Here is a 24,602-nt window from a genome sequence, read left to right on the forward strand (position 1 = left end):
CTCATACCAGAAGCTCCACGGGAATATCGATGTGCCGGGCCCGGAGCCATTCCCCGAGACCCTTTGCCTGCGGATCGAATCGGGCCTGATAGGCCACGCCCTCGCCGAGCAGGCCCTCGACGATGAAGTTCACCGCCCGCAGATTCGGCAGGACGTGCCGGACGACGGGCAGTTTCGCCGTCTCCGGCAGCAGGTCGCGCAAGGCGTCGACGGTCAATGTCTGTGCCAGCCAGGCGAACTGCTCATCGGTACGGACCCAGACGCCGATATTGGCATTGCCGCCCTTGTCGCCGGACCGGGCCATGGCGATCGTGCCCAGTGGTCTGCGCTCGGTTTCGCCCGAGGTAACGAACCGCGGCACAGCGGGTTCGGGGACATCGGCGAGTTCCGACGTCTCGGTGGCGGGCGCGATGGCGACCTCGGTACCGTCCGGCAGCACCGCGATGTGTGGCACTTGCGCGGCGTCCACATATCCCGCGGTGAACACCCCGTAGGGGTTGCCGTTTCCCGGCGGGGCGGTCAGCGAGAATCCGGGATAGCTCGCCAGCGCCAATTCCACTGCCACACTGGAGAATGCGCGCCCGACCTTGTTCGGGTCCGGGTCGCGGACCACACAGCGCAGCAGTGCGCTGGCCTGTTCCTCGGTCTCCGCGTCGGGCCGGTCCAGGCGGCTGAGGGTCCAGTCGAGTTCGGCCGGGCGCACGGTCAGCCAGGATTCCAGCTGCCGGCGCGTCAGCGCGGCCTTCTCCTCGATGTCCAGACCCGTCAGGATGAAGGTCATCTCATTGCGGAATCCGCCGATGGTATTGAGCGAGACCTTGGTTCGCGGCGGCGGCGCCTCACCTGTCACGCCGTCGAGCAACACCCGGTCCGGCCCCTGCTGGGTGAGCCGAATGCTGTCCAGCCGGGTGGTCACGTCCGGTCCGGCGTATCGCGCCCCCTGGATCTCGTACATCAGCTGTGCGGCAACGGTATCCACGGTAACCGCGCCGTCGGTCCCGGCATGTTTGGTGATGACGCTGCTGCCGTCCCGCCGCACCTCGGCGATCGGGAAACCCGGACGTCCCAGATCGCCGAGTTCGGTGAAGAACGCGAAATTGCCGCCGGTGGCCTGCGTTCCGCACTCGATCACATGGCCGGCCGCCACCGCACCCGCCAGGGCGTCGTAATCGCTACGCCCCCAACCGAAGTGGGCCGCAGCCGGACCGACGACCAGCGACGCGTCGGTCACCCGCCCGGTCACCACGATATCCGCGCCCGCGTGCAACGCCTCGGCGATACCCCACGCCCCCAGATAGGCATTCGCGGTCAGCGGCGACCCGAGCCCGAGTTCGCCCGCCCGCGGCAGCAGATCATCGCCGGCCACGTAGGCGATTCTCGGTGCGAGCCCGAGCTTTTCGGCCAGCTCACCGACCCGCAGCGCCAATCCGGCCGGATTCAGCCCGCCCGCGTTGGCGACGATCCGCACGCCGCGTTCCAGCGCCGCGCCCAGGCAGTCCTCCAACTGCCGCAGAAAGGTTTTGGCATACCCGAGCGAAGGATCCTTCAGCCGATCCCGCCCCAGGATCAGCATGGTCAATTCGGCGAGATAATCGCCGGTCAGCACGTCGAGCCGACCGCCGTCGAGCATCTCCCGCATCGCGTCGGCCCGATCGCCGTAGAACCCGGAACAGTTCCCGATCCGGATCATCTCCGCATCGCTCGCCACACCGCTCATCCGCGTGCCGCCTCCCAATATGAGCCGCGCCGATACGGCATCCTCGCCGCACCGGTTACAGGGTCACATCAGCACCAGAAAAAATCAAGCCTGCGTGCTTGTTAATGCTGTGTTCAATGGCCTCCGCTTCGATGCGGCGGGGCCGCGGCCCCCCAAGGCTCGATTCTTCCCTCCCTCCGCTCCCCCGCTTCGCTCCTCCGCTCCGGTCAGTCCAGAATCGACCCGGGCCGCGGCCTCGGAGTCGCGTTATCCAGGGTGCCTGGGTGAACGGGCCTGGGTGAACTCAGGGGGTAGCGCCGTCCGGAGCCGTAGCCTTCGTTGTCGGTCGAGCTGGGTGTGTCGGTCTGCGTGGGGCGGCGGCACGCCGGAGCGAAGCGGAGGCAAAATAACACCGTGTCGCACTCCGTGATCGTGGTCGTCCTCTTGGCCCTCGCCGGTTTCCTGATCGGCGGGGCCTTCACCACCTGGAAGAACGGCAGCAGGCTGCTGTCCGGCCTCCTGGCCGTCTGTGCCGTGCTGGCGGTGGTCGGCGCTGTGCTGTGGTGGCGGTAGGCGCGGTCAGCGCCCGTCCAGGCGGTAGATCCGCAAGTCCTCCGGGACGCCGCTGAGCGGTGCGGCGAACAGGCCGCGGCGATAGGGCCTCGCGGTGTAGCCGAGGTCGGCGAGGGTCTCCGGGCGCAGCGCATCCAGGGTGGTCTGCGAGATCATCGTGTTGCCGTTGCCGCCGGCCTCCATCACGCGGGCCGCGATGGTGACGTCGACGCCCAGCCAGTCGCCGCCGAACTCGCGCGGCGAACCGGTGTGCAGGCCGATCCGCATCTGCGGCCGGTAACCCGGCACGTCCAGCGCGGTCAACTGCCGTTTCGCGGCGAGAGCGGCGCGCACGGCGGCATCCGGACTCAGGAAGACCGCCATCACTCCGTCACCCATGCGTTTGATCACCCGGCCGCCGCGGTCCACGATCGGCGGTTCGATCGCCGTCGCGACCCGGCGCAGGAATTCCAGCGTCGCCTCGTCCCCGGCGGTCAGCGACCAGCGGGAGAACGACACCAGATCGGTGAACATCACAGTTACCGGCTCGCTACCTTTTCCGCGGCCGACCCGCTCCAACATCGCCTGCCAGACCTGCAGCGCGCCGAGACCGATCTCCTTGGCCGCACTGGGCGTATCGCCCACCAGTTTGTCCGCCGCACGCGCCACCGCCTGCGGCCCGCCGGGTCCGGAGACCGACAGCGGATCACCGAAAGCCGGGTCACCGGGCAGGTTTTCGCGCGCCTTGCGGATCACGCCGATCAGATCCGTCCGCTGATTCGCCGCGGACATGAGCGCGGACAGCTGTCCGGCTCGTAACCGGGCACTCGACCGGCGACCGTTCGGCTCGGCATCGACCGGCGTGAGCGGAATCACCACCTCCGGACCGGTTTCCGCATGTCCGTCCCGCGACGGCGATTCGCCGTCCACGACTTCGTCACTCTCGCCGCCCCGCTGCGATCGCCCCCGCTCGCGACGGCCGGAGGGATTTCCGGCATCGCCGGCGCGACGCGCGTTTTCGCCGTCGGCGGAGGGGGATTCACTCACGCTCCGAGGGTATCTCAGACGCCCCCCGGCAGGTAGATCGTCGATAATCGCCACCGTTCACCTCCCGATCGGACGGAGCGAACACAGCATTGGGTCCGCCGATGGATAGCGTGTGGTTGCTGAACCGATGCTACGCACCGGTATTTCAGTGTGGAAGAGCTGTCCGCAACAGTTAACCGAGGATTTCCATATGCCATCGACCCGATGCGCCGAAACGCATCGGGCCGATGGTGGTCACGCCGAACGGGCAGTGTCCGACGTGACCGGGTGCGGCGGCCGCCCGACGCGGCCGCTTCCCGTCCCGGGCAGCGAGGGAGCTCCCGGGGAGCCGTGCGGGCTCAGGCGTCGCGTTTGTTCATCACGAACAGAGCCGCGCCGAAGATGATCGCCACGATGGCCGCGAAATACACCAGCCCGCCCCACGGACCCCAGTGCCAGGGCAGATCGCCGCCCCCCGCGGTGCCCAGGAATCGTCCGGCGTTCTGGAACGGCAGGAAGACCTCGATATTCCGCCCGACCTTGCCGAACGCGCCGACGATCGGCTCGATCAGCACCGGCCACACGATCAGCAGCGACAGCGCACCGGCCGACTGCCGGATCAGCGCACCCACGCCGACCGAGAGGAATACCACCAGCGCGACGAAGATCGGCACCGCGTAGAACACGTGCGCGTCACCGTGCGCCAGGCTCATGTTCCGGCCGGCGTCCCGGGAGAGCATCAGTTTGAAGATGAAGAAGCTCAGGAAGGTCAGCGCCACCGAGAGCACCGCGGCCGCCACCGCGATCAGCCCGGCCTTGGCGAGCAGGACGCCGGTGCGGTTCGGCGCGGCCAGGAACGTCGCGCGGATCGTCCCGAAGCGGTACTCACTGGTGATCGCCAGCGCGGCCAAGATCATGATCATGATGTAGCCGAATCCGGGCATGCCCTGCGAGGCTCCGGTGATCCCCAGTCCCGCAATGGAATTCCCCGGCGCGGGATCTTCGGCGATCATCGGATGCCCGCCGGCGAGCTGCCGGTGGTACTCGTTGACGCTGACGTTGACCAGCAGGCTGAACAGCGCCGCCATGCCGAGGGCGAACACGATGGTCAGCGCCGTACACCACATCGGCGACCGGGTCGAGGTGAGTTTGATCCGTTCCGCCGTCAATACGCCCATCAGAGCGCACCTCCCATCACCTGATCGAAGCCTTCGCCGTGGTACTGCACCGCACCTCCGGTCAGCCGCATGAACGCCTCCTCGAGCGAAGCACGTTGCGGCGCGAGCTCGTACAGGATGATGCCGTTCGCACCGGCCAATTCGCCTATGGCATCGCTGGTTTCGCCGATGACCGTGAGCGCCGGAACCGGATCCACGGGCCGGCCGTCGGGACCGACGCGCTCGTTCCCGTCCTCGCGCACCGTCATCCCCTTGGAGGTCAGCAGGCTACGCAGCTGATCCAATTGCGGACTACGCACGCGCACAGTCGATTCCGAGGCGCGCTCGATGAAATCGGCGGTACTGGTGTCGGCGATGAGTTTGCCGCGGCCGATCACGATCAGATGATCGGCGGTCTGCGCCATCTCCGAGAGCAGATGGCTCGACACCAGCACGGTGCGGCCCTCCGCGGCCAGCCGTTGCATGAACCGCCGGATCCACAGGATGCCCTCCGGGTCCAGGCCGTTCACCGGCTCGTCGAACAGCAGGATCTGCGGATCACCCAGCAGTGCGGCGGCCAGCCCGAGCCGCTGGGACATGCCGAGGGAGAACCCGCCGGCCTTCTTGTCCGCCGCCTCGGCGAGGCCGACCAGTCGCAGCACCTCCTCCACCCGGGTGCCGGGCAGATCGTTGGAGGCGGCGAGCCAGCGCAGATGTGCCCGCGCCGACCGGTTCGGATGCACCCATTTGGCGTCCAGCAGCGCGCCCACGATGTGCAGCGGATGATCCAGTTGCTGATACGGCTTCCCGTCGACCAGCGCGACACCGGCCGTCGGCCGGTCCAACCCCAGGATCATCCGCATCGTGGTCGATTTGCCCGCACCGTTCGGACCGAGGAATCCGGTCACCTGGCCGGGCTCGACCTTGAAGGACAGATCGTCGACCGCGACGGTCGCACCGAACCGCTTGGTCAAGCCCTTGACTTCGATCATGCGACCAGTCTGCCGACAATCCCCCGCCCGACCATCGCTCCCAGGTCGCGAGTCGGTCATCCTCGAGGATGAGTCTCCAGTCTTCGGCCTCCGCTCCGCTCCGGCAGGGCCACGGCCCCCAAAGGCTCGATTCTTCCCTCCCCCCACTCCTCCGCTTCGCTCCCCCACTCCGGTCAGTCCAGAATCGACCCGGGCCGCGGCCTCGATATCGACAGCCGCGGCGCGGGAGAGGTGCGTGCCGGAACGGCCGTGTGTCCGGTCAGGGCACCGCCGGAGAGGAGGCCTGGGCCCAGAATCTCTTCGGGATGCGGCCCGCTTCCCTGGCGAGATAGCCCGCTCTGACCGCGTCGGCCATGGCCGCGGCCATGAGGGCGGGGCGGCGGGCTCGGGTGACGGCGGTGGCCAGCAGGACGGCCGAGCAGCCCAGTTCCATGGCCAGGGCCGCGTCGCTGGCGGTGCCGATACCGGCGTCGAGGATCACCGGGACGCCCGCGTCGGCGACGATCATCTCGATATTGTGCGGATTGCTGATCCCCAGCCCGGTGCCGATCGGTGCGCCCAGCGGCATCACCGCCGCGCAACCGGCCTCCTCGAGGCGGCGGGCCAGGATCGGGTCGTCGGTGGTGTAGGGCAGGACGGTGAAACCGTCGTCGACCAATTGCTCTGCGGCACTGACCAATTCGATGGCATCGGGCAGCAGGGTGCGTTCGTCGGCGACGACTTCGAGTTTCACCCAGTCGGTGCCGAGCGCCTCGCGGGCCAGTCGTGCGGTCAGCACCGCCTCGGCGGCGGTGCGGCATCCGGCGGTATTGGGCAGCGGGGCGATGTCGAGGCTGCGCAGCAGGTCCAGGACTCCGGTTCCGCCCGCGGCGTCCACGCGGCGCATCGCCACGGTCGTCAGCTCGGTGCCCGAGGCCACCAGCGCCTCGGACAGCACGGCCAGATTCTCCGCCCCACCGGTGCCCATGATCAGGCGTGAGCCGAATTTCCGATCGGCGATCCGCAGCGGTTCGGTGGCCGGGTGTCCGGCGGGGATCGCCTCAGCCACCCTGCACCGCCGTCAGCACCTCGATGGTCCAGCCTCGGCCGACCGGGGTGTCCCACTCCGATTTCGGGAACACCGCGCCGTCGACCGCGATCGCGACGCCCTGGCAGGGCAGATCCAGCCGGGCCAGCAATTCGCGCACGGTGAGTTCGTCGGCGAATTCGTGATCCTCGCCGTTGACGGTCACGCCGATCGGGATCGTGGTCATCGATTACCTCCTGCCGAGGGCGCCGGTGAGCTCGGCGGCGCCGGGGTGAGTGGGGGATGCCTGTGGTGGAAAGCGTTGCGGATCAGCTACTTTCGCCTCGGGGAGCAGATCGTCGGCGAGCAGAGCCAGCACCGCGTCGACGGTGAGCGGCACTCCCAGGATGCCGTTGCGGCCGTGTCCGGCGGCCACCACGACGCGCTCGCTCAATCGGCCGATCAGCGGCAGGTTGTCCGGGGTCGCGGGCCGCGATCCGGCGCTCGCCTCGGCCAGTTCGTATTCGCCGAGCGCGGGCAGTACGGCCTCGGCGTCGGCGATCAGATCGCGCACGCCGGCGACGGTCACCGCGGTGTCGAAACCGGCCTCGTACTGGGTCGCGCCGACGACGATGCCGTCCGCTCGCGGGACCAGATAGATCGGACGGCCGTGCACGCGGGCGCGGATGACGCGTCGCGGGGGCGGTGGCGCGCCCGGACGATGACGTAGGCGCAGGATTTCGCCCTTCAACGGGCGTACCGGGAGTCCGGGCCACAGCCGGGCGGCAGCCGCACCCGCCGCGAGGACGATTCGGTCGAATTCGAGGTCGGCCAGGTTGTCCACAGTCTCCAGTCTCATGTGGACACCGGACTGTTCACAAGCTTGCCGCAGGGCATCGACAACGATCCGGTTGTCCACAGCCGGTTCGGTGGGTGCGAGCAGTCCCGCGCGGGCGGTGCGCGCCAGACCCGGCTCGGCCGCCCGCACTCCGGCCCGGTCCAACAGCTCGAGCCGATGGCCGTGGCCACCGACGAAATCCGCGATGGTGCGCAGGTCGGCCGCGTCGGCGGCGTCCAACGCGACGGTTACGGTCTCGTCCGCGACGAAGACCGGAACGCCCGTCACCGCCGCGAGTCGCGCACCGAATTCGGGCCAGCGCGCCAGCGAGGCCGCACCGAATTGCAGCGGCGCCTCTTCACCGGGCCAGCCCTCGGACAACGGAGCCAGCATGCCCCCGGCTACCCAGGACGCACCGGATCCGGGCGCCGGATCGAAGATGGTGACCTCCCACCCGGCCTCGGCAGCGCGCCACGCCACTGCCGAACCGATCACACCCCCACCCACGACGGCCAACGTTCGCATACCTTCACCTCGCTCGGTTCCGCCTCGCGGAATCCGTACGCTGCGGGAACACCCGCATCGGATCGGCATCACCGCGCGGCCGCCTTCGCAGCGGAGATGCCGGACGTATTTCGTCTCCCACGGTAGCGCGGCTACGGTCGAGGGCGTGCAACCGTCCCACCAGTTCCGGCCCGTAGCCCCTCGCGAACGTCTCGCCACCGCTCGGCTGTACCTGTGCACAGACGCCCGCCGCGAAAAGGGCGATCTGGCCGCATTCGCCGAAGCCGCGCTGGCAGGCGGGGTGGACATCATCCAGCTACGCGACAAGGGTTCGGCGGGCGAAAAACAGTTCGGCCCACTGGAAGCACGCGCGGAACTCGGCGCGCTGGCCGCGCTCGAGGCCGCCGCCCGCCGCCACGGCGCCCTGGTCGCGGTGAACGATCGCGCCGATGTCGCCTTCGCCGCGGGGGCGGACGTGCTGCACCTGGGCCAGGACGACCTACCGCCCTGGTACGCCCGCCGCATTCTGGGCCCCGACGTCGTGATCGGCCGGTCCACCCACGATCCGTCGCAGGCGAGCAAGGCCACCACCGAAGAACACATCGACTACTTCTGCACCGGCCCGGTCTGGACGACCCCGACCAAACCAGGCCGCAGCGCCGCCGGACTCGACCTGGTTCGCAGCGCCGCCGAGGCCGAGCCGGCCCGCCCATGGTTCGCCATCGGCGGCATCGACGCCGCCCGCCTGCCCGAGGTACTCGACGCGGGCGCCACCCGCATCGTCGTCGTACGCGCCATCACCGAAGCCGAAGACCCCGAAGCTGCCGCCCGAACCCTCAAATCCCGCCTGGAGGAGAACGCCCCGGCCTGATCCGCGTCCCGGTCGCGGCGAGCCGCTACGGCTGCACACGTCCGGTGCGCATCGTGCACCGATTCCACTGCACCGCAAGGGAAATACGACCGTGCGGCGCGGACCCGGCAGGCGTTCCGGACCGGGCATCCCGTGGATCACGCCGGCGTTCGACCGGTCCCCGCGCCGAACACCACGGATCGCCCCGACCGGCATCCGGGTCCGGCGCACACGCCCGGAATTCCGGAACGATTCCGCTCGCACCCGAACTACGTATCCGCACATCGCAGTATCCGCACATCGCACCCCGGGGTACGAGTGCGCGGGCCCGCCCGGCAGGTCAGGCCAGGAGCTGGCTCAGCGTGAGATACAACACATCTGTGGGCGAACCACCGTTCGGCCCCGCGGATTCGGTGACGCAGACCCGGCGACCTTCGCGCTCCTCGGTGTGCAACCACAGGAAGCCATGATCGGCGAGGTCCAGCGTGCGGGGCAGGATGGCGGCGAGTTCGGCGGCTTCGGGCAGGCCGGCCAGGCCGACGCGGGCGGGTTGGGCCCGCAGCAGAGGCCAGGCGGCGGCGAATCCGGGGTGCAGGGGGCGGGCGTCGACCTCGGCCTCGGGGACCCAGGCCAGTTCGGCACTTTCCATATTCGCGATGGTCGCCACCGGCTCGGCGATATCGGCGACGACGGTGGTGTAGATCCAGCCGCTGGGCGCGGTCGCGGTGATGCGGCTACCGCGCACACGCACCGCGTCCGGAACGATTCCGGCCTCCTCGTATGCCTCACGCACCGCGGCGCTCTCGCTGGTCTCGTGTGAATCGCGGGCTCCGCCGGGCAGCGCCCAGGTACCGCCCTGATGGCTCCAGGGCGCGCGATGCTGCATCAACACCACCGCACCGCCGCCGGGCGCGGGCGCGCGGAGCAAAAGTCCGGCGGCCCCGAACAACCCCCACTGCCGCGTCCCGTCGGGGCTGCTCAGAAAGCCGTCTCCGTCACCGCGCATACTCGCCTCGTCCCATCCTCGCCCGCGTCGATCGCGCGTTCCCCGGCCGCTCCGACGAAAAATGTCGGGCCGACTGGGCGATACACCCGCGCGACATCGCCACGACCACAATAAGCTCTACCGGCACGGCCCTCGTCGGCGATGGAACGGAGGTGACCATGACCCGGACCGCGCAACCGCGTTTGGACGAGCTGACGCCGCGCGCCGCGGCGGCCGCCGTACGCCGTCAGATCGACGCCACCGATATGCGCTCCTTCGCCCGGTCCTCACCCGCGAAACTCATTGCCGTCGGCTTGATTCTGCTCGGCCTGTGCCTGATCGCGGGCGTGGTGACCGCCTCGGAGGTGAGCAACCGCCAGCACGCGCTGCAATATCTGCTCGACGATGCCGAGCCGGACGCGAATTCCGCTCAGCGCCTGTACACCTCGCTGTCGGTCGCCGACGCCGAGGCAGGCACCGCGTTCATCTTCGGCGGCCTGGAACCCGCGGACGTCCTGAACGCCTACAACCAGGCGATCGGCGACGCGGCGGCCGAACTGGTCGCGCAGTCCAGTCACGATTCTGCGGGCGCGAACGACCCCGACGCCGCGCTGCGCACCGGAATCGCCACCGAGATGCCGGTCTACACCGAGCTGGTCCAGACTGCCCGGACCAACAATCGCCTCGGACATCCCGTCGGCGCGGCCTATCTGAGTGAAGCGTCGAATCTGATGCAGACCAAGATGCTGCGGATGGCCCAGGAACTGCAGGAGCATCGCTCGACGGCGATCTCGGACACCCAGCGGCGGCATGTGCGTCCGCCGTGGCTGGCCATCATCCTGCCGGTGCTCGCGCTGGCCGCACTGGTGGCGGCGCAGCTGTATCTGGCGCGGCGCTGGCACCGGGTGCTCAATCCGGGTCTGCTGCTGGCCTCGGGCACACTGGTCGTGTTGCTGGCGTGGACGGTGACGGCCGGGTCGATCTCGGCGTTGTCCACCACCGACGGCCGCGACGACGGCGCGGTGCCGACCTCCGAGCTGACCGACAGCCGCATTCTGACCCAGCAGGCACGGGCCGCGGAAACCCTGAAACTGGTGCGTCGCGACGACAGCGGCGACTACGACCGCATCTACGACAACGCCACCAAGAAGCTCACCGACCTGCTGACCCGCTATCCGCACGGCGCGCCCGCCTCGGATGACGTCGCCACCGCCCGCACCGCCCTGGACCGTTGGCGGCAGGCGCATCAGCGGATGACCGACGCCCTCGGTCGCGGCGACTTCCCCGGTGCGGCCACCGTCGCGATCGGGCCAGGCCCCACCGAGGCGACGGCCAGCATGCAGGCCCTCGATCACGCCCTTGCCGATGGAATCGGCAAGGCCCGCAACACTTTACGCACCGACATCTCCGACGCCGCCCGCTCCCTGGACGTCCTGTCCCCGGGGGCGCTGACGCTCGCGGTCCTGTCCGCCCTGTTCGTGGTGGCCGGGTTGTGGCCACGATTGCGGGAGTACCGTTGAGTGACAATCGAATTCGCATCAGCACGTCGATCGGCCGCGAGCCGGACCGGAACGACGACAGCACAACCATCAGGCGGGAAGACCGTTCGGTGTGCCTCGATTCCGGCCACGAAAATAACTGCCGCGCAGGTGGAAACGCCGATTCTCGTGGCGGTCGGCGAATTCCGCACAGATCGCACCGCCGGTTCGTAGCCATCGCAACATCGATGCGCGGAACGCAGCGGCATGGTTCGTGGGCCGACCGAGCGATGACGTGGCGGGCCCGGGACCGGACCGACGGGGTAGCCGGGCGGAGGGCATTGGCGGCGCTGCTGGCGGCGACCGCGCTGGTGATGACCGGGTGCGCGCAGGACACCACCTCGCCCCGCAGCAGTAGCGCGAGTTATACCGAGCCTCCGCTGCCCGCGAATGCCGCTGTCGCGCGGACGAATACGTCGATCCCACCGGCCGCCGGGGAAGGGTGTGGAGATCTCACCGCGAGTCCGAGCCCGAACGGGACGACGCACGGGCCGGACCTGGATGCCATTCGCGCAAGGGGCCGGCTGATCGTCGGGCTCGATCCGGGGAGCAATCTGTTCAGCTTCCGGGATCCGGTCAGCGGCACGCTGGAGGGATTCGACGTCGACATCGCCGGGGAGATCGCGCGGGATCTGTTCGGTGATCCGCAGCGCGTGGAGTATCGGATCCTCGGGTCGGCCGACCGCGAGCGCGCGCTCGAGGACCACACCGTCGACGTGGTGGTCAAGACGATGACGATCACCTGCGCGCGCAAACAGCAGGTGGCCTTCTCCACACCGTATTTCATGGCGCACCAGCGGATTCTGGCGATCAAGAATTCCGGCATCCGCAGTCTGGCCGATCTGGCCGGTAGGCGGGTGTGCATCGTCACCGGCACCACCTCGCTGGACCAGATCCGGCGTGGACAACCCGCGGCCTCGATCCTCACCGTGCCGACCTGGGCCGACTGTCTGGTGGTGCTGCAGCAGCGTCAAGTGGACGCGGTCAGCACCGACAACACGATCCTGGCGGGCCTGTCGGTGCAGGACCCCTACTACGCCGAGATGGTCGGCCCCGATATCAGCGACGAGCCGTACGGCGTCGGAATCCCCAAGGGCCAGGACGATATGGTGCGATTCGTCAACGGCACCCTCGACCGCATCCGCACCGACGGCACCTGGAACCGCCTCTACCAACGCTGGCTGCAAGCCGCTCTGGGCCCGTCCAGCGGCCCACCCCAACCGGACTACCAGGGTTGATCCCATGCATCTGCCCGACGAAACCGATTCCAGCACAGCAGAACCCACAGCCACCCGAGCGATTGCCGCCAACTTCGCCGAGTCCGAAGCCGGGCCCGAACCGGCGCACCCGAGAGCGACCACCCCGCCCGATTCACACGGAGTCACCGGATCGAGCACCGAGCAGCCGACCCGGGCAGTCGACGCTTCGGCCGCCCCGGCCGCTTCCTCGGATGCCGGTGACACCACCGCGCCGGGCACCGGACAACCGGCGACCCATGCAGTAGCCGCCGATCCTCCGACCGAAACTCCGGACACTCCAAGCGCATCCGGCAACCACGACGACGACCGACAACCCCCGGCCACACAGGCCGTCGCCGCTACTGCGGCCGCATCGGCCGACGCGGTCGTGGGTACTTCCGCGGCGGGTGAGGAGGTCACCGGGCCACGGAGTCCGGCTACCCGGGCGGTGGATGCCCAGGGGCGCAGGGGTTCCGCGGGATCTGGTGCGGCGGAAGCGACTTCGGCACAGACGGCGGGGTCGGGGCCGACGGGGCGTAGCAGTGGACGGACTGTTCGTAGTCGGCCCACCGTGCGGCGGTTGGGGGCCGGGCTGGTGGAGATCCCGGTGGTGCCGCCGATCGATCCGCGGTCTGTGGTGCTCGCCGATCCGATGGTGAGCGAAGGGAAGCGGTTCTGCTGGCGGTGCGGTAAGCCGGTCGGGCGGGCCCGGGCGGGGCATCCGGCGCAGACGGCGGGGACGTGCGAAACCTGCGGTGCGCCTTATGATTTCCGTCCATTTCTGCGTTCCGGCGATATGGTCGTCGGGCAGTACGAGATTCAGGGATGTATCGCGCACGGCGGCTTGGGGTGGATCTACCTGGCCATCGATCGCAATGTGAACGATCGTTGGGTCGTGCTCAAGGGCCTGTTGCACGGCGGGGACGCCGAGGCGCAGGCGGTCGCGGTCACCGAACGGCGATACCTGGCCGAACTGGCGCATCCGAGCGTGGTCAAGATCCACAACTTCGTCGAGCATCCGGGACCGGGCGGCACCCCGATCGGGTACATCGTCATGGAGTACGTGGGCGGCCGGTCGCTGCGCGACATGCTGGACACCTATACCCGGCCCGAGCGCATGCCGGTCGCCGAGGCCATCGCCTACCTGCTGGAAATCCTTCCGGCGCTGGAATATCTGCATTCCCAGGAACTGGCCTACAACGATCTCAAACCCGACAACATCATGGTCACCGAGGATCAGGTGAAAATGATCGACCTGGGCGCCGTCGCGGTCTTCGAATCGTACGGAAACCTTTATGGCACCAGGGGGTTTCAGGCTCCCGAGATCGCCCGGACCGGACCCAGCGCGGCCTCGGACATCTATACGGTCGGGCGCACGCTGGCCGTCCTCACCCTGAACATGCCGGCCGACAAAGGCCGCTACCTCGACGGAATCCCCACCCCGGCAGCCGAACCCACGCTGGTTCGGTACGAATTCTTCCATCGGCTGCTGCTGCGGGCCACCGACCCGGACCCGGATCGCCGTTTCGTCTCCGCCCGGATCATGGCCACTCAGCTCGCGGGCGTACTGCGCGAAATACTCTCCGCCGACACCGGAACCGAACATCCACAACTGTCCACACTCTTCAGCGCGCCCCGGACCAGCTTCGGCACCGAGGAACTGCTCGCGCAGACCGATGCCTATACCGACGGCATCGAGCGCAGCAAGAACCTGCTTGCGCGCGATGTGGCCGCGGCACTACCGGTTCCGCTGATCGATCCGGCGGATCCGTCCGCGGCGCTCCTGGCCGGGACGGTGCATCCCGAACCGTTGCACGCCCTCGAGTCGGTCCGCATCGCCCGCGCCCGCGCGGCGGCCGGCTCGGCCGAGATGCCGGAAACCTTCGAGGTCGAATGCACACTCGCCGAGGTCCGCATCCAACTGGTTCTGGGACAGCCCGAATCGGCTCGTGCCCTGCTGAGCCGCCTGGACCGATCCGATTGGCGCGTCGAGTGGTATCGCGGCCTGGCCGGATTGCTCGAGCTCGAATACGAGCGGGCGTTCGACCGGTTCGACGCGGTTCTGCAGGCGCTGCCTGGTGAGATCGCACCCAAACTGGCTCTGGCCGCGACAGCGGAACTCGTTCTGCAACAGTGGGATTCACCCGATCCGGAACAATGGCGCAGCTATGCCGAGAAGTTCTACGCGACCGTCTGGCGGACCGACCGCGGCGTGGTCAGCGCGGCATTCGGCCTGGCCCGCCAGCTCGCCGCCGATGCGCGGGTGCAGGAGGCCGTGGATGCCCTGGACCAGGTTCCGCCGGCCTCACGCCACTACGACGAGGCTCGCCTGACCGCGGTATTGCTGCTGCTCACCGCCGCTCCCGTCGCTGAATTGGACGAGGACGCACTACATGTCGCCGCTTACCGCGTCGATCGCGTCCCGGCGGGCGAGCACCGCGCGAGCCAGATGCGGGTCCTGGTTCTCGGCACCGCACTGGCCTGGCTGCAGGCCGGAAACAAGCCCAGAAATCCGGATGCCACCCTCTTCGGCGCACCGTTCACCGAACGCGCCCTGCGCGACGGAGCCGAGGCCGGCTTGCGCGGCCTGGCCCGGACGGCCCCCGGCCGCACCCATCGCTATGCCCTGGTCGACCTGGCCAACGCCCTCCGCGCCAAAACCTGGTTCTGAGCGGTATCTGCCGCGCTAGATGACCAGTGCGGCAGCGGCGCGGGCGATGGCCAGTTCCTCGTTGGTCGGGACGACGAGTACCGGAATCTCGGCACCGGGGGGTGAGATATACCGGGCCGCACGGTCTTTCGCGGTGTTGCGGGCCGGGTCCACGGCGATGCCGAAGCGGGTCAATCCGGCCAGGGCGTCGGCGCGGACCTGGGGGCTGTTCTCGCCGACTCCGGCGGTGAAGGTGATCGCGTCGACTTCGCCCAACTCCACCAGATACGCGCCGATATAGCGGCGCAGGCGGTGGATGTAGACCTCGTAGGCCAGGCTCGCGGCGCGATCTCCGGTGTCGATCAGGCGTCGCAGCTCGCGGAAGTCGTTCACCCCGGACAGGCCCTTGATGCCCGAATTCCGGTTCAGCATTTCGTCCACGGCGTCGATGTCGAATCCGGCGGTACGCATCAGATGCGCGATGATGCCGGGATCGATATCACCCGAACGGGTACCCATCACCAGGCCCTCGAGCGGGGTCAGTCCCATACTGGTGTCCACCGCGCGACCGCCGCGGATCGCCGAGGCCGACGCGCCGTTACCCAGATGCAGCACGATCTGGTTCACCGCCGACGTATCCCGCCCGAGCAGTTCGGCCACCCGGCCGGAGACGTACTCGTGCGAGGTTCCATGGAATCCGTAACGTCGAATCCCCTGCGCAGCCGCGACTTTCGCATCGATGGCGTAGGTCTTCGCGGCATCGGGCAACTCGTGGAAGAACGCGGTGTCGAACACCGCGACCTGCGGAACGTCGGGCAGCAGCCGGCGCGCGGATTCGATGCCGACGACATTGGCCGGATTGTGCAGCGGCGCAAGGGCGGACAGCTCGTCGATCGAGCGCACCACCGCATCGGTGATGAGCGTCGGCCGGTAGAACACCTCGCCGCCGTGCACCACTCGATGCCCGACCGCGTACAGCCCCTCACCGGTCAGATCGTGCCCATTCTGCGCGAACAGGTCGAACACCACTCGCAGTCCCGCCGCGTGGTCCGCGATCGCCCCGTCGTGCTCGAGGGTGCGCCCGTCGCTGTCGTGCTCGACCGTCGTCGCGCCCGGCTCGACCGGCTCACCGATCCGCGAGACCATGCCCGAGGCCGCGATGTCACCCGAAACCGGATCCAGCAGTTGATATTTGATCGATGACGACCCGGAATTGATCACCAGGACCCGCATCATGCCTCCCTGTCCGTCGCGCACGCCGCTCACTGGAGTCCGGTCTGCGCCTGGATGGCGGTGATCGCCACGGTATTGACGATATCGGCGACCAGCGCACCCCGGGAGAGGTCGTTCACCGGCTTGCGCAGCCCTTGCAGCACCGGGCCGATCGCCACCGCGCCCGCGCTGCGCTGCACCGCCTTGTAGGTGTTGTTGCCGGTGTTGAGGTCAGGGAAGACGAAAACCGTTGCACGCCCGGCTACTTCGGAATGCGGCAGCTTCGCGCTCGCCACCGTGGGCTCGATCGCCGCGTCGTATTGGATCGGGCCCTCGACCAGCAGTTGGGGTGCGCGCTCGTGTACGAGCGCGGTCGCGGTGCGCACCTTGTCCACGTCCACGCCGCTGCCGGACTCCCCTGTCGAATAGGACAGCATCGCCACCCGCGGCGCGATGCCGAACTGCTGGGCGGTGCGTGCCGAGGAGATCGCGATGTCGGCGAGCTGTTCGGCGGTCGGATCGGGCACCACGGCGCAGTCGCCGTAGGCCAGTACCCGATCGGCCAGACACATCAGGAACACACTGGATACCGTCGAGACGCCGGGCTCGGTCTTGATGATCTCGAAGGCGGGCCGGATGGTGTGCGCGGTGGTGTGCGCCGCGCCGGACACCATACCGTCGGCGATACCCCGGTAGACCATCATCGTGCCGAAATACGAGATATCGGTGAGGTATTCGCGGGCGCGGTCCTCGGTCATCCCCCTGTGCGCGCGCAGGGCCGCGTACTCTTTCGCGAATTCGTCACGCAGACTGGATGTTTCGGGATTCAGCACCTCCGCGTCGGCGATGTCGACGCCGAGTTCGGCGGCCCGTCCCCGCACTGCCGCCTCGTCACCGAGGATGGTCAGATCGGCGATCTTGCGCTGCAACACCCGGCCCGCGGCACGCAGAATCCGGTCGTCGCCCCCCTCGGGCAGCACGATCCGCCGCCGATCCGAGCGAGCCCGCTCGATCAGCTGATATTCGAACATCTGCGGCGTCACCACCGACGGAATCTGAACCTCGATGCGCTGCAACAGTTCTTGCGCGTCCACCCGCTGCTCCATGAGCGCCAGCGCGGTGTCGACCTTGCGGATACTCGACAGCGACACCCGGCCGCGGGTGCGCGCGGCGACCGCGGTGTCGAAGGTGCCCAGCTGGGTGGTGAGGATCGGCAGTTTCGGTTTCAGGCCCGCGATCAGCCGCGCGATCGACGGGTGCGGCAGCATACCGCCGTTCATGATGATGCCGGCCAGCGACGGAAAGCCTTCGGCCTCATGGGCGTTCACCAGGCTCAGCAGCGCGTCGGAGCGATCGCCCGGGACGATCACCGCGTCCCCGTCGGACAGTCGCTCGAGGATATGTTCCGCGGTCATCCCGCCGACCATGACGTGCAACGCCTCGCGCTGCATCAATTCCGGGTCGCCAGAATATATTTCGCCGTCGATGGCCTCGCACAGCTCGGCGATTGTCGGCGCGGTCAGCAGCGGAACCTCCGGCAGCGTCCAGGACGGCACGTCCACGACACGCAGCGCCGCGGCGACCTCGTCGAGCGCCTCGGGATCGCAGCGGTTGGCGATGATCGCGACCAGCTGGGCGTGTTCGTGACCGAGTTCGCCCGCACACACCTCGGCCAGCTCGGCGACCTGATCCGGAGTGCGCTCGGACCCGCGCAGCACCAGCACCACGGGTGCGCCGAGATTGGCCGCGATGCGCGCGTTGTAGCGCAGTTCGCTCGGACTGGCCACATCGGTGTAATCGCTGCCGACGATCACCACCGCATCGCACACCTTGGCGATGTCGTGAAAGCGCATCACGATATCGCTGATGGCCGCATCCGGATCGGAGTGCACCTGTTCGTAGCCGACGCCGATCGCCTGCTCGTAGTCGATATCGGCGGTGCTGTGCTCGAGCAGCAGCTCGAGAATGTAGTCGCGCTGTGTGGTCGAGCGGCTGATCGGCCGGAACACCCCGACCCGCGCGGTGGTCGCGCACAGCATCTGCAGCACCCCGAGCGCCACCGTCGACTTCCCGGTATCCCCCTCCGGGGAGGCGATGTACACGGTGGACGGTGCGATGTCGGCCATAATCGCGAGCTTAACGAGCGCGCCTGCCGGATTCGCCCCTCGCACGGCAAACTGCTGGAAAATCACACTCCCGCGCAGTGGAGAACTGCCTGTTCACATAATTTCGGCTGTTTCGAACCTGTGCGGTCCGGCCCGTCGGACGGTTCGGCAGCTCTAGAATCCGTCCATGGCAGCACCGTTTCCGGATCGTCCGTGGGGTTCGCGGACCGGCCTGCTCGGACGCACGGTAAGTATGTTCGCGGCGACCGGCGCCGGATCCGCACTGGTCCGCGCGCTCGGCCCGCTGGACCGCCGAGTCCTCGAACGCACCGCGGGCCGGTACACGGCGCTGGGACCGGTCGGCGCGCCCGCCCTCCTGCTCACCACGACCGGGCGCAGATCCGGGCAGCCGCGCAGCAGTGCGCTGCTCTACGTACACGCCGGCGATGTGCTGTATCTGGTCGGCAGCAATTTCGGCGGCGAACGTCATCCGGCCTGGACCGCGAATCTGCTCGCCCACCCCGAAGCCGTGATAACCATTGCGGGAGAACGCATCCCGGTCCGCGCCGAGATGCTGCGGGACGCCGAGCGCAAAGCCGAGGTCTACGCGCGGTTCGAACAGATCTCCCAGGCGTACACCGCATACCGCAAGCGCACCACACGCGATCTACGCATCTTCGCCCTCCACCGAAGCTGATCGATCCGGCGGATCGCACCACGCAGTCCGCCTGCGGTGCGCCACCGATGCCCGCCGCGGGACACCGTCTTGCCGAGGGAACCGGCACGGGAACCGCACGGCCCGAGGGGACCTGTCGGCCGTCGCCCGGCTGAGGCGACGGCCGAGGAAGGTTCTACAGCGCCCGCAAGCGCGGAGCGAGGTCGCGTTCGAACAAGTCGAGGAATCGGCGCTGGTCGTGGCCGGGGGCATGGAAGACCAGGTGGTTCAGGCCCGCATCGAGGTACGGCTTGATCAGCTCGACCGTCTCGTCGGGATCGCTCGCCACGATCCAGCGCTTGGCGATCTGCTCGATCGGCAGTGCGTCGGCGGCGGCCTCCATCTCGATCGGATCGGTGATGTCGTGCTTCTGTTCCGCGGTCAGCGACAGCGGAGCCCAGAAACGCGTATTCTGCAGCGCCAGTTCGGGATCGGTGTCGTAGGAGATCTTGATCTCGATCATCCGATCGATGTCCTGAGCGGTGCGCCCGGCCTTTTCGGCGCCTTCCCGGACCGCGGGCATCAGCTTCTCGGTGTACAGGTCCATACCCTTGCCCGAGGTGCAGATGAAACCGTCGCCCGCCCGACCGGCGTAGCGGGCCACCAGCGGGCCGCCCGCGGCGATGTACACCGGGATGCCGCCCTTGGGCACGTCGTAGATCGAGGCGCCCACGGTGTGGTAGTACTCGCCCTCGAAGGTGACCCGGTCACCGGTCCACAGCGCGCGCATCAGGTCGACCGACTCGCGCAGCCGCGCGAAACGCTCCTTGAACTCCGGCCATTCGCCCTTGTACCCGGTCGCGATCTCGTTCAGCGCCTCACCAGAACCCACCCCCAGCATGATGCGGTCCGGGTACAGGCAGCCCATCGTCGCGAACGCCTGGGCGACCACCGCGGGGTTGTAGCGGAAGGTCGGGGTGAGCACCGAGGTGCCCAGCTGGATCCGGTTGGTGCGTTCACCCACCGCGGTCATCCACGCCAGCGAGAACGGCGCATGACCCCCCTCGTGCCGCCACGGCTGGAAGTGATCGCTCACCGTCGCGCTGTCGAGCCCGTGCTCCTCGGCCGCGACCGCGAGCTCGACCAGCTCCCGGGGGCCGAACTGTTCCGCCGACGCCTTGTATCCGAGCTTGAGATCACTCACGACTGCACCTCGCCGGCGCTCGGCTCCGTCGTGCGCGATGCACGCTGTGTCATTGGTTCGCTCGCAAGCTCACTCACTGCGTCCACTCCTGTTCACCGTTGCCGACAAATCCCGTCGACCATGTTCAGCGCCGAACGGGTGTGCCACATTCCACAGCACCCCGTCATATGGGGCCTTCTTCGACCATAGCCAGCGCCGAAACGGTCTGTGTGAACGGTCGCACCTTCACACAACGCCCTCCACACGGAAACTCCATAGCCCACAATGTGCTGGTGACTGCCGACGACGAACCGATCCTGTCCTACCTGACCGATATGGACGGGGTCCTGGTGCACGAGGACCACCCGATCCCCGGCGCCGACAAGTTCCTGCAGGAACTGCAGGCCAATGAAGTTCCCTTTCTCGTACTCACCAACAATTCGATCCGAACCCCGCGTGATCTGGCGGCCCGGTTGCGGCACAGCGGCCTGGACATTCCGGAGGAGGCGATCTGGACCTCCGCGCTGGCCACCGCGACATTCCTGAGCGAACAGCGGCCCGGCGGCACCGCATATGTCGTCGGCGAATCCGGCCTGACCACCGCACTGCACGAGATCGGCTACGTGCTGACCGACAGCGATCCGGACTACGTCGTCCTCGGCGAGACCCGCACCTACTCGTTCGAGGCGATCACCACCGCGATCCGGCTGGTCGAGCGCGGTGCGCGATTCATCGCGACCAATCCCGACGCCACCGGCCCCTCGCGCGAGGGCCTGCTGCCCGCGACCGGTTCGGTGGCCGCGCTGATCACCCGCGCCACCGGACGCGATCCCTACTACGTCGGAAAACCGAATCCGCTGATGATGCGTTCGGCGCTGCGCCGGATCGGCGCGCATTCGCAATCCACGGTGATGATCGGCGACCGGATGGACACCGATGTCATCGCCGGACTGGAGGCGGGGATGCGCACGATCCTGGTCACCTCCGGAATCTCCACCCGCCAATCGGTGGAGCAATACCCCTATCGCCCGACCGTCGTATTCGATTCGGTCTCGGATCTGGTCGGCCGAACCGCAAATCCGTTCGACGCCTGAACCCGATCGAGCAGGCCATCGAAACTCGTTCCAGTACAACGGGTTTCGCACCCATTTTCGTACACTACCGCCGGGGCGGACGGGCTACTGCCGAGCGGATCGCTGCGAGGCCGGAACCCAGTCCCGCTGGGCGGCCTCGTCCACACCGCCACCGGACTTCACCCGATAGACGATCTCCACCGCTCCGGCGGCCAGAGTGCGGGAGGTCTTCAGTTCCAGCCCGATCTCGACGCTCAGCGCATCGGTCAGGCGCAGGCCCCCGCCCAGCAGGAAGGGCAGCACGACCAATTGGAGTTCGTCCAGCGCACCGAGTTCGCGGAAGGTCTCGATCGTGCGCGGACCGCCGACCAGATGCACGTCACCGCCGCGATTGGCCGCCCGCATCGCCTCCAGCAGCCGGACCGGATCGCCCTCGACCGTCACGTGATCGGGCGTACCGGCCGGGCGTTCCGACGCCAGCACGAACACCTGCAGATCCGGCCACGGCCAGAAGTCGTTGGTCAGCGCGGGTTCGAATGTGGTGTGGCCCATCAACGCGGCCTCACAGGGCTTCAGGAATTCCGCGATGCCGTGGCTGCCGTGCCCGTGCGCCGGATCCACCACCTGCGGCGGCCAGCCGTTGGACGTGCTGACATAGCCGTCGGCGCTCATGCACAAGCGGGCCTTGATCTGCATCTGACGTACCTTCCCTGCGTTGTCGGTCGCAGATGAGGACGATGCGCAATCGCGAGAATCATCGCCCGGCCGGGAATCCGCGAGAAGTCCCCGGCCCGCGATGCTCAGCCCAGGGCCTGATCCAGATCGCCGAGCAGATCCTCGACATCCTCGAGGCCGATGGAGATACGCAGCACGCCGTCGGTGATCCCCACGGCCGCACGGCCTTCCGGCCCCATCGCGCGGTGCGTGGTGGTCGCCGGATGGGTGATCAGCGTCTTGGCGTCGCCCAGATTGTTGGAGATGTCGACGATGCGCAGCCGGTTCAGCACCTCGAACGCGCGCTTCTTCGCATCGGCCGGGTTGGCGGCGAGTTCGAAGGTGACGACCGTACCGCCGCCGCTCATCTGCTGCCGTGCCAGCTCGTGCTGCGGATGTGATTGCAGGAAGGGGTATTTCACCCATGCCACGGACGGCTGCTGTTCCAGGAATTCGGCGATCTCGAGAGCCGACCGCACCGAATGACGCACCCGCAGCGGCATGGTCTCGAGCCCCTTGAGCAACGTCCACGCGTTGAACGGGCTCAACGCCGGACCGGTGTGCCGCATGAGATTCTTCACCGGGCCGCCGATGTACTCGGCCTCGCCGAGGATCGCGCCGCCCAGCACCCGACCCTGACCGTCGATGTGCTTGGTGCCCGAGTACACGACCACATCCGCGCCCAAGTCCAGACTCCGCTGCAACAGCGGTGTGGCGAAGACGTTGTCCAGCACCACTTTCGCGCCCGCGGCATGGGCGAGCTCGGCGACCCGGCGCACGTCGACCAGGGTCTGCATCGGATTCGAGGGCGTCTCGAAGAAGACCGCCGTGGTCGGCACGGACAGCGCCTGCTCCCACTGGCTCAGATCCTCACCGTCGACGAAGACCGTCTCCACGCCCCAGCGCGGCAGGATCTCGTTGCACACCACGAAGCAGGAGCCGAACAGGCTGCGCGCGGCGACCAGCCGGTCGCCATTGCCCAGCAGCGCGGCCAGCGCGGTGAACACCGCGGACATGCCGCTCGCGGTCGCGAAACAGGCCTCCGCGCCTTCGAGCAGCCGCATCCGCTCCTCGAACATGGCCACGGTCGGATTTCCGTAGCGCGAATACACGAAATGCTCGATGTCGCCGGTGAACGACGCCTCGGCCGCCTCCGCGCTGGCGTAGACGAAACCCGAGGACAGGTACAGCGCCTCGGACGTCTCCTCGAATCCCGAGCGACGCAGGCCGCCTCGCACGCCCAGCGTCGCCGGACCGACTCCCTCGGGCAGTGGTTTGTCGAATGCTCCGCCGGTGATCACGACTGCCTCCAGGGCAGGCCCTCGGCGCGCCAGCCCGCGCCGCCGCGATGTCCGTCGGCGTCCAGCGGGCCCTCGAAACCGGCCAGGACGTTGTAGGAGGGCGCGAATCCGGCCACGGTCGATGCCGTCGCCGCACCGATGGATCGCTGCCCGGACCGGCACAGGAAGATCACCGGCGCCTCGCTGTCGGCCGCGCGACCGGCCAGCGCCTGCTTCAGTTGATCGACGAACCGGCCGTTGCGCTCCCCGGTGCTGTCGACCCACTCGATCAGGGTCGTCGGCCGGTCGATCGCACTGGTATCGGGCACCCCGACGAACCGCCATTCGGCCTCGGTGCGCACATCCACCAGAACCGCATCGGGATTGTCGCGCAACAGATCCCACGCCTGCTGGACAGTGATGTCACCCGCGTAACTCACTTGCTGAACCTCCTCGAAGAATCCGCACTTGCCACGCCTGTTCGGCGCGGCCAGGTCGTCACCCGGAGCACCCCACCGCGGAGGAGGGTTGCCGACCAGCGAGCCGGGGCCCAGCGCTGGTACTCATGACCTGGAAAAGAGATTGCCCGGCAGCACGCCCAGCTGTCAAACCCCATCCGGCAGGACGGCTATTCCAGCACACGGGCTCGTCGGCTGCGCCCGCCGGAGCGAAGCGGAGGCAATCAGACAGAGCAGACGAACCAGTCGTTGCCCGATTGGGTGAGGTTCCAGGTGGCGGTGCTCTGGTGGCCGTTCACCGAGCTGGTCACGGTGACCTTGGCGCGTCTGCCGTTCGCGGTGGGGTCGGTCATGCGGACGATATCGATCTTCTTCCCGGCCGCGTCCGGGCCCAGCGGGGAGTGTGCGGGATCGAATCCGCCGCATTCGGTGGCCGCGCGGCGCGCGGCGTCGGTACCGCTCTGAGCGGCGGCGAAATCTCGGATCGCGGCGGCCAAACGGTCGGAAGTTGTGACATTCTTCTCAGCCGGCCGCAGCATTCCGGCTATCACGACACCGCCGATCACCAGAAGCGCGATCACCGCGGCGGCGATGAACGGGACCGGCGACCGGACCGCGTCGTTCTGGTCGATCCGGTTCGCGGCGGCGGTTTCCGAGTCACTCATATCTCGATCATCCCTGGTAAGGGGCGAAGTTCTCGCGTGGCCCCCGGATCGGCGCCGGACACCGGGAACATCGGCCATAGCAGTCACCGATAGAATCGCCTCCAGCCCCGGCTGCGGTCGGCGCGAAGGATCCCCCGAGCGGCAATGACGCAGCATCGATCGGTATGAAGGATCGGCCGGACAATCCGAACCTACGTCAACTTAGCCTAAGCTAAGAACGACGGC

At 68.1% G+C, this 24,602-nt stretch carries 22 protein-coding genes and 1 riboswitch; of the genes, 7 read left to right on the forward strand and 15 right to left on the reverse strand.

Annotated features, from left to right (window positions below; all coding sequences use genetic code 11):
• Position 1 precedes the first annotated feature (1 nt).
• Positions 2–1,717, reverse strand: coding sequence for an acyclic terpene utilization AtuA family protein (locus tag NV1_RS00265; RefSeq protein WP_084524935.1), 1,716 nt, complete (start codon positions 1,715–1,717; stop codon positions 2–4).
• Between the two features lie 393 nt (positions 1,718–2,110).
• Here NV1_RS00265 and NV1_RS44390 point away from each other — a divergent pair, with 393 nt between their 5' ends.
• Positions 2,111–2,269 (forward strand): CG2302 family histidine operon protein, encoded by a 159-nt coding sequence (locus NV1_RS44390; protein ID WP_169813264.1) that lies wholly within the window; start codon positions 2,111–2,113, stop codon positions 2,267–2,269.
• Positions 2,270–2,275: 6 nt separating this feature from the next.
• Here the strand turns inward: NV1_RS44390 and NV1_RS00275 are convergent, their stop codons facing one another.
• From NV1_RS00275 to thiO, 6 genes are all read right to left on the reverse strand, one after another.
• A complete protein-coding gene (locus NV1_RS00275) occupies positions 2,276–3,124 on the reverse strand; it encodes an adenylate/guanylate cyclase domain-containing protein (RefSeq protein WP_444980804.1) in 849 nt (282 codons plus the stop codon).
• 509 nt (positions 3,125–3,633) lie between these two features.
• Positions 3,634–4,452, reverse strand: a complete 819-nt coding sequence (locus NV1_RS00280; RefSeq protein ID WP_067884141.1) for an ABC transporter permease — start codon at positions 4,450–4,452, stop codon at positions 3,634–3,636.
• Positions 4,452–5,423: an ABC transporter ATP-binding protein gene (locus NV1_RS00285; RefSeq protein WP_067884143.1), complete on the reverse strand. Its 972-nt coding sequence runs from the start codon at positions 5,421–5,423 to the stop codon at positions 4,452–4,454. Before NV1_RS00285 ends, NV1_RS00280 begins: the two co-directional genes overlap by 1 nt.
• A gap of 259 nt (positions 5,424–5,682) precedes the next feature.
• Entirely contained in the window at positions 5,683–6,471 is a 789-nt protein-coding gene (locus NV1_RS00290) for a thiazole synthase (RefSeq protein ID WP_067884145.1), read from the reverse strand.
• Entirely contained in the window at positions 6,464–6,676 is a 213-nt protein-coding gene (thiS, locus tag NV1_RS00295; protein WP_067884148.1) for a sulfur carrier protein ThiS, read from the reverse strand. The genes NV1_RS00290 and thiS overlap by 8 nt, the downstream gene beginning before the upstream one ends.
• A 3-nt stretch (positions 6,677–6,679) precedes the next feature.
• On the reverse strand, positions 6,680–7,792 hold the full coding sequence (thiO, locus tag NV1_RS00300) for a glycine oxidase ThiO (protein ID WP_067884151.1): 1,113 nt from the start codon (positions 7,790–7,792) through the stop codon (positions 6,680–6,682).
• 145 nt (positions 7,793–7,937) lie between these two features.
• On the opposite strand from thiO, the gene thiE reads away from it, so the two are divergent.
• Positions 7,938–8,642 (forward strand): thiamine phosphate synthase, encoded by a 705-nt coding sequence (gene thiE, locus NV1_RS00305; RefSeq protein WP_067884153.1) that lies wholly within the window; start codon positions 7,938–7,940, stop codon positions 8,640–8,642.
• Between the two features lie 319 nt (positions 8,643–8,961).
• Here the strand turns inward: thiE and NV1_RS00310 are convergent, their stop codons facing one another.
• Positions 8,962–9,627 (reverse strand): NUDIX hydrolase, encoded by a 666-nt coding sequence (locus tag NV1_RS00310; RefSeq protein ID WP_067884155.1) that lies wholly within the window; start codon positions 9,625–9,627, stop codon positions 8,962–8,964.
• Positions 9,628–9,785: 158 nt separating this feature from the next.
• On the opposite strand from NV1_RS00310, the gene NV1_RS00315 reads away from it, so the two are divergent.
• The 3 genes from NV1_RS00315 (at position 9,786) to NV1_RS00325 (ending at position 15,053) form a co-directional block, all read left to right on the forward strand.
• Entirely contained in the window at positions 9,786–11,126 is a 1,341-nt protein-coding gene (locus tag NV1_RS00315; RefSeq protein ID WP_157116348.1) for a GlnX family signal transduction membrane protein, read from the forward strand.
• 248 nt (positions 11,127–11,374) lie between these two features.
• Positions 11,375–12,382 (forward strand): glutamate ABC transporter substrate-binding protein, encoded by a 1,008-nt coding sequence (locus tag NV1_RS00320; RefSeq protein WP_067884259.1) that lies wholly within the window; start codon positions 11,375–11,377, stop codon positions 12,380–12,382.
• Between the two features lie 388 nt (positions 12,383–12,770).
• Positions 12,771–15,053, forward strand: coding sequence for a serine/threonine-protein kinase (locus NV1_RS00325; protein ID WP_245713488.1), 2,283 nt, complete (start codon positions 12,771–12,773; stop codon positions 15,051–15,053).
• A gap of 15 nt (positions 15,054–15,068) precedes the next feature.
• Here the strand turns inward: NV1_RS00325 and NV1_RS00330 are convergent, their stop codons facing one another.
• A complete protein-coding gene (locus NV1_RS00330; RefSeq protein WP_067884262.1) occupies positions 15,069–16,265 on the reverse strand; it encodes an acetate kinase in 1,197 nt (398 codons plus the stop codon).
• Positions 16,266–16,294: 29 nt separating this feature from the next.
• Positions 16,295–18,370, reverse strand: a complete 2,076-nt coding sequence (pta, locus tag NV1_RS00335) for a phosphate acetyltransferase (protein ID WP_067884159.1) — start codon at positions 18,368–18,370, stop codon at positions 16,295–16,297.
• 166 nt (positions 18,371–18,536) lie between these two features.
• On the opposite strand from pta, the gene NV1_RS00340 reads away from it, so the two are divergent.
• Positions 18,537–19,046, forward strand: coding sequence for a nitroreductase/quinone reductase family protein (locus NV1_RS00340; protein WP_067884161.1), 510 nt, complete (start codon positions 18,537–18,539; stop codon positions 19,044–19,046).
• A gap of 154 nt (positions 19,047–19,200) precedes the next feature.
• On the opposite strand, the gene fgd is transcribed toward NV1_RS00340, so the two are convergent.
• The gene (gene fgd, locus NV1_RS00345; protein WP_067884163.1) at positions 19,201–20,208 is read right to left on the reverse strand and encodes a glucose-6-phosphate dehydrogenase (coenzyme-F420); all 1,008 of its coding nucleotides are present in this window, start codon (positions 20,206–20,208) and stop codon (positions 19,201–19,203) included.
• A 314-nt stretch (positions 20,209–20,522) separates the two neighbouring features.
• On the opposite strand from fgd, the gene NV1_RS00350 reads away from it, so the two are divergent.
• Positions 20,523–21,281, forward strand: a complete 759-nt coding sequence (locus NV1_RS00350; RefSeq protein ID WP_067884264.1) for an HAD-IIA family hydrolase — start codon at positions 20,523–20,525, stop codon at positions 21,279–21,281.
• 84 nt (positions 21,282–21,365) lie between these two features.
• On the opposite strand, the gene NV1_RS00355 is transcribed toward NV1_RS00350, so the two are convergent.
• From NV1_RS00355 to NV1_RS00370, 4 genes are all read right to left on the reverse strand, one after another.
• Positions 21,366–21,956, reverse strand: coding sequence for a dihydrofolate reductase family protein (locus NV1_RS00355; RefSeq protein ID WP_067884166.1), 591 nt, complete (start codon positions 21,954–21,956; stop codon positions 21,366–21,368).
• 104 nt (positions 21,957–22,060) lie between these two features.
• Positions 22,061–23,275 carry an O-succinylhomoserine sulfhydrylase gene (locus tag NV1_RS00360; RefSeq protein WP_067884170.1) on the reverse strand — a complete coding sequence of 405 codons (1,215 nt, stop codon included), beginning with the start codon at positions 23,273–23,275 and terminating at the stop codon, positions 22,061–22,063.
• Entirely contained in the window at positions 23,272–23,694 is a 423-nt protein-coding gene (locus NV1_RS00365) for a rhodanese-like domain-containing protein (RefSeq protein WP_067884175.1), read from the reverse strand. The genes NV1_RS00360 and NV1_RS00365 overlap by 4 nt, the downstream gene beginning before the upstream one ends.
• A gap of 19 nt (positions 23,695–23,713) precedes the next feature.
• Positions 23,714–23,825: riboswitch (SAM riboswitch) on the reverse strand.
• 111 nt (positions 23,826–23,936) lie between these two features.
• Entirely contained in the window at positions 23,937–24,377 is a 441-nt protein-coding gene (locus NV1_RS00370; RefSeq protein ID WP_067884179.1) for an Rv0361 family membrane protein, read from the reverse strand.
• Positions 24,378–24,602: the final 225 nt, after the last annotated feature.

This window comes from Nocardia vaccinii NBRC 15922, assembly GCF_001613305.1.
GTDB classification, from domain to species: domain Bacteria; phylum Actinomycetota; class Actinomycetes; order Mycobacteriales; family Mycobacteriaceae; genus Nocardia; species Nocardia vaccinii.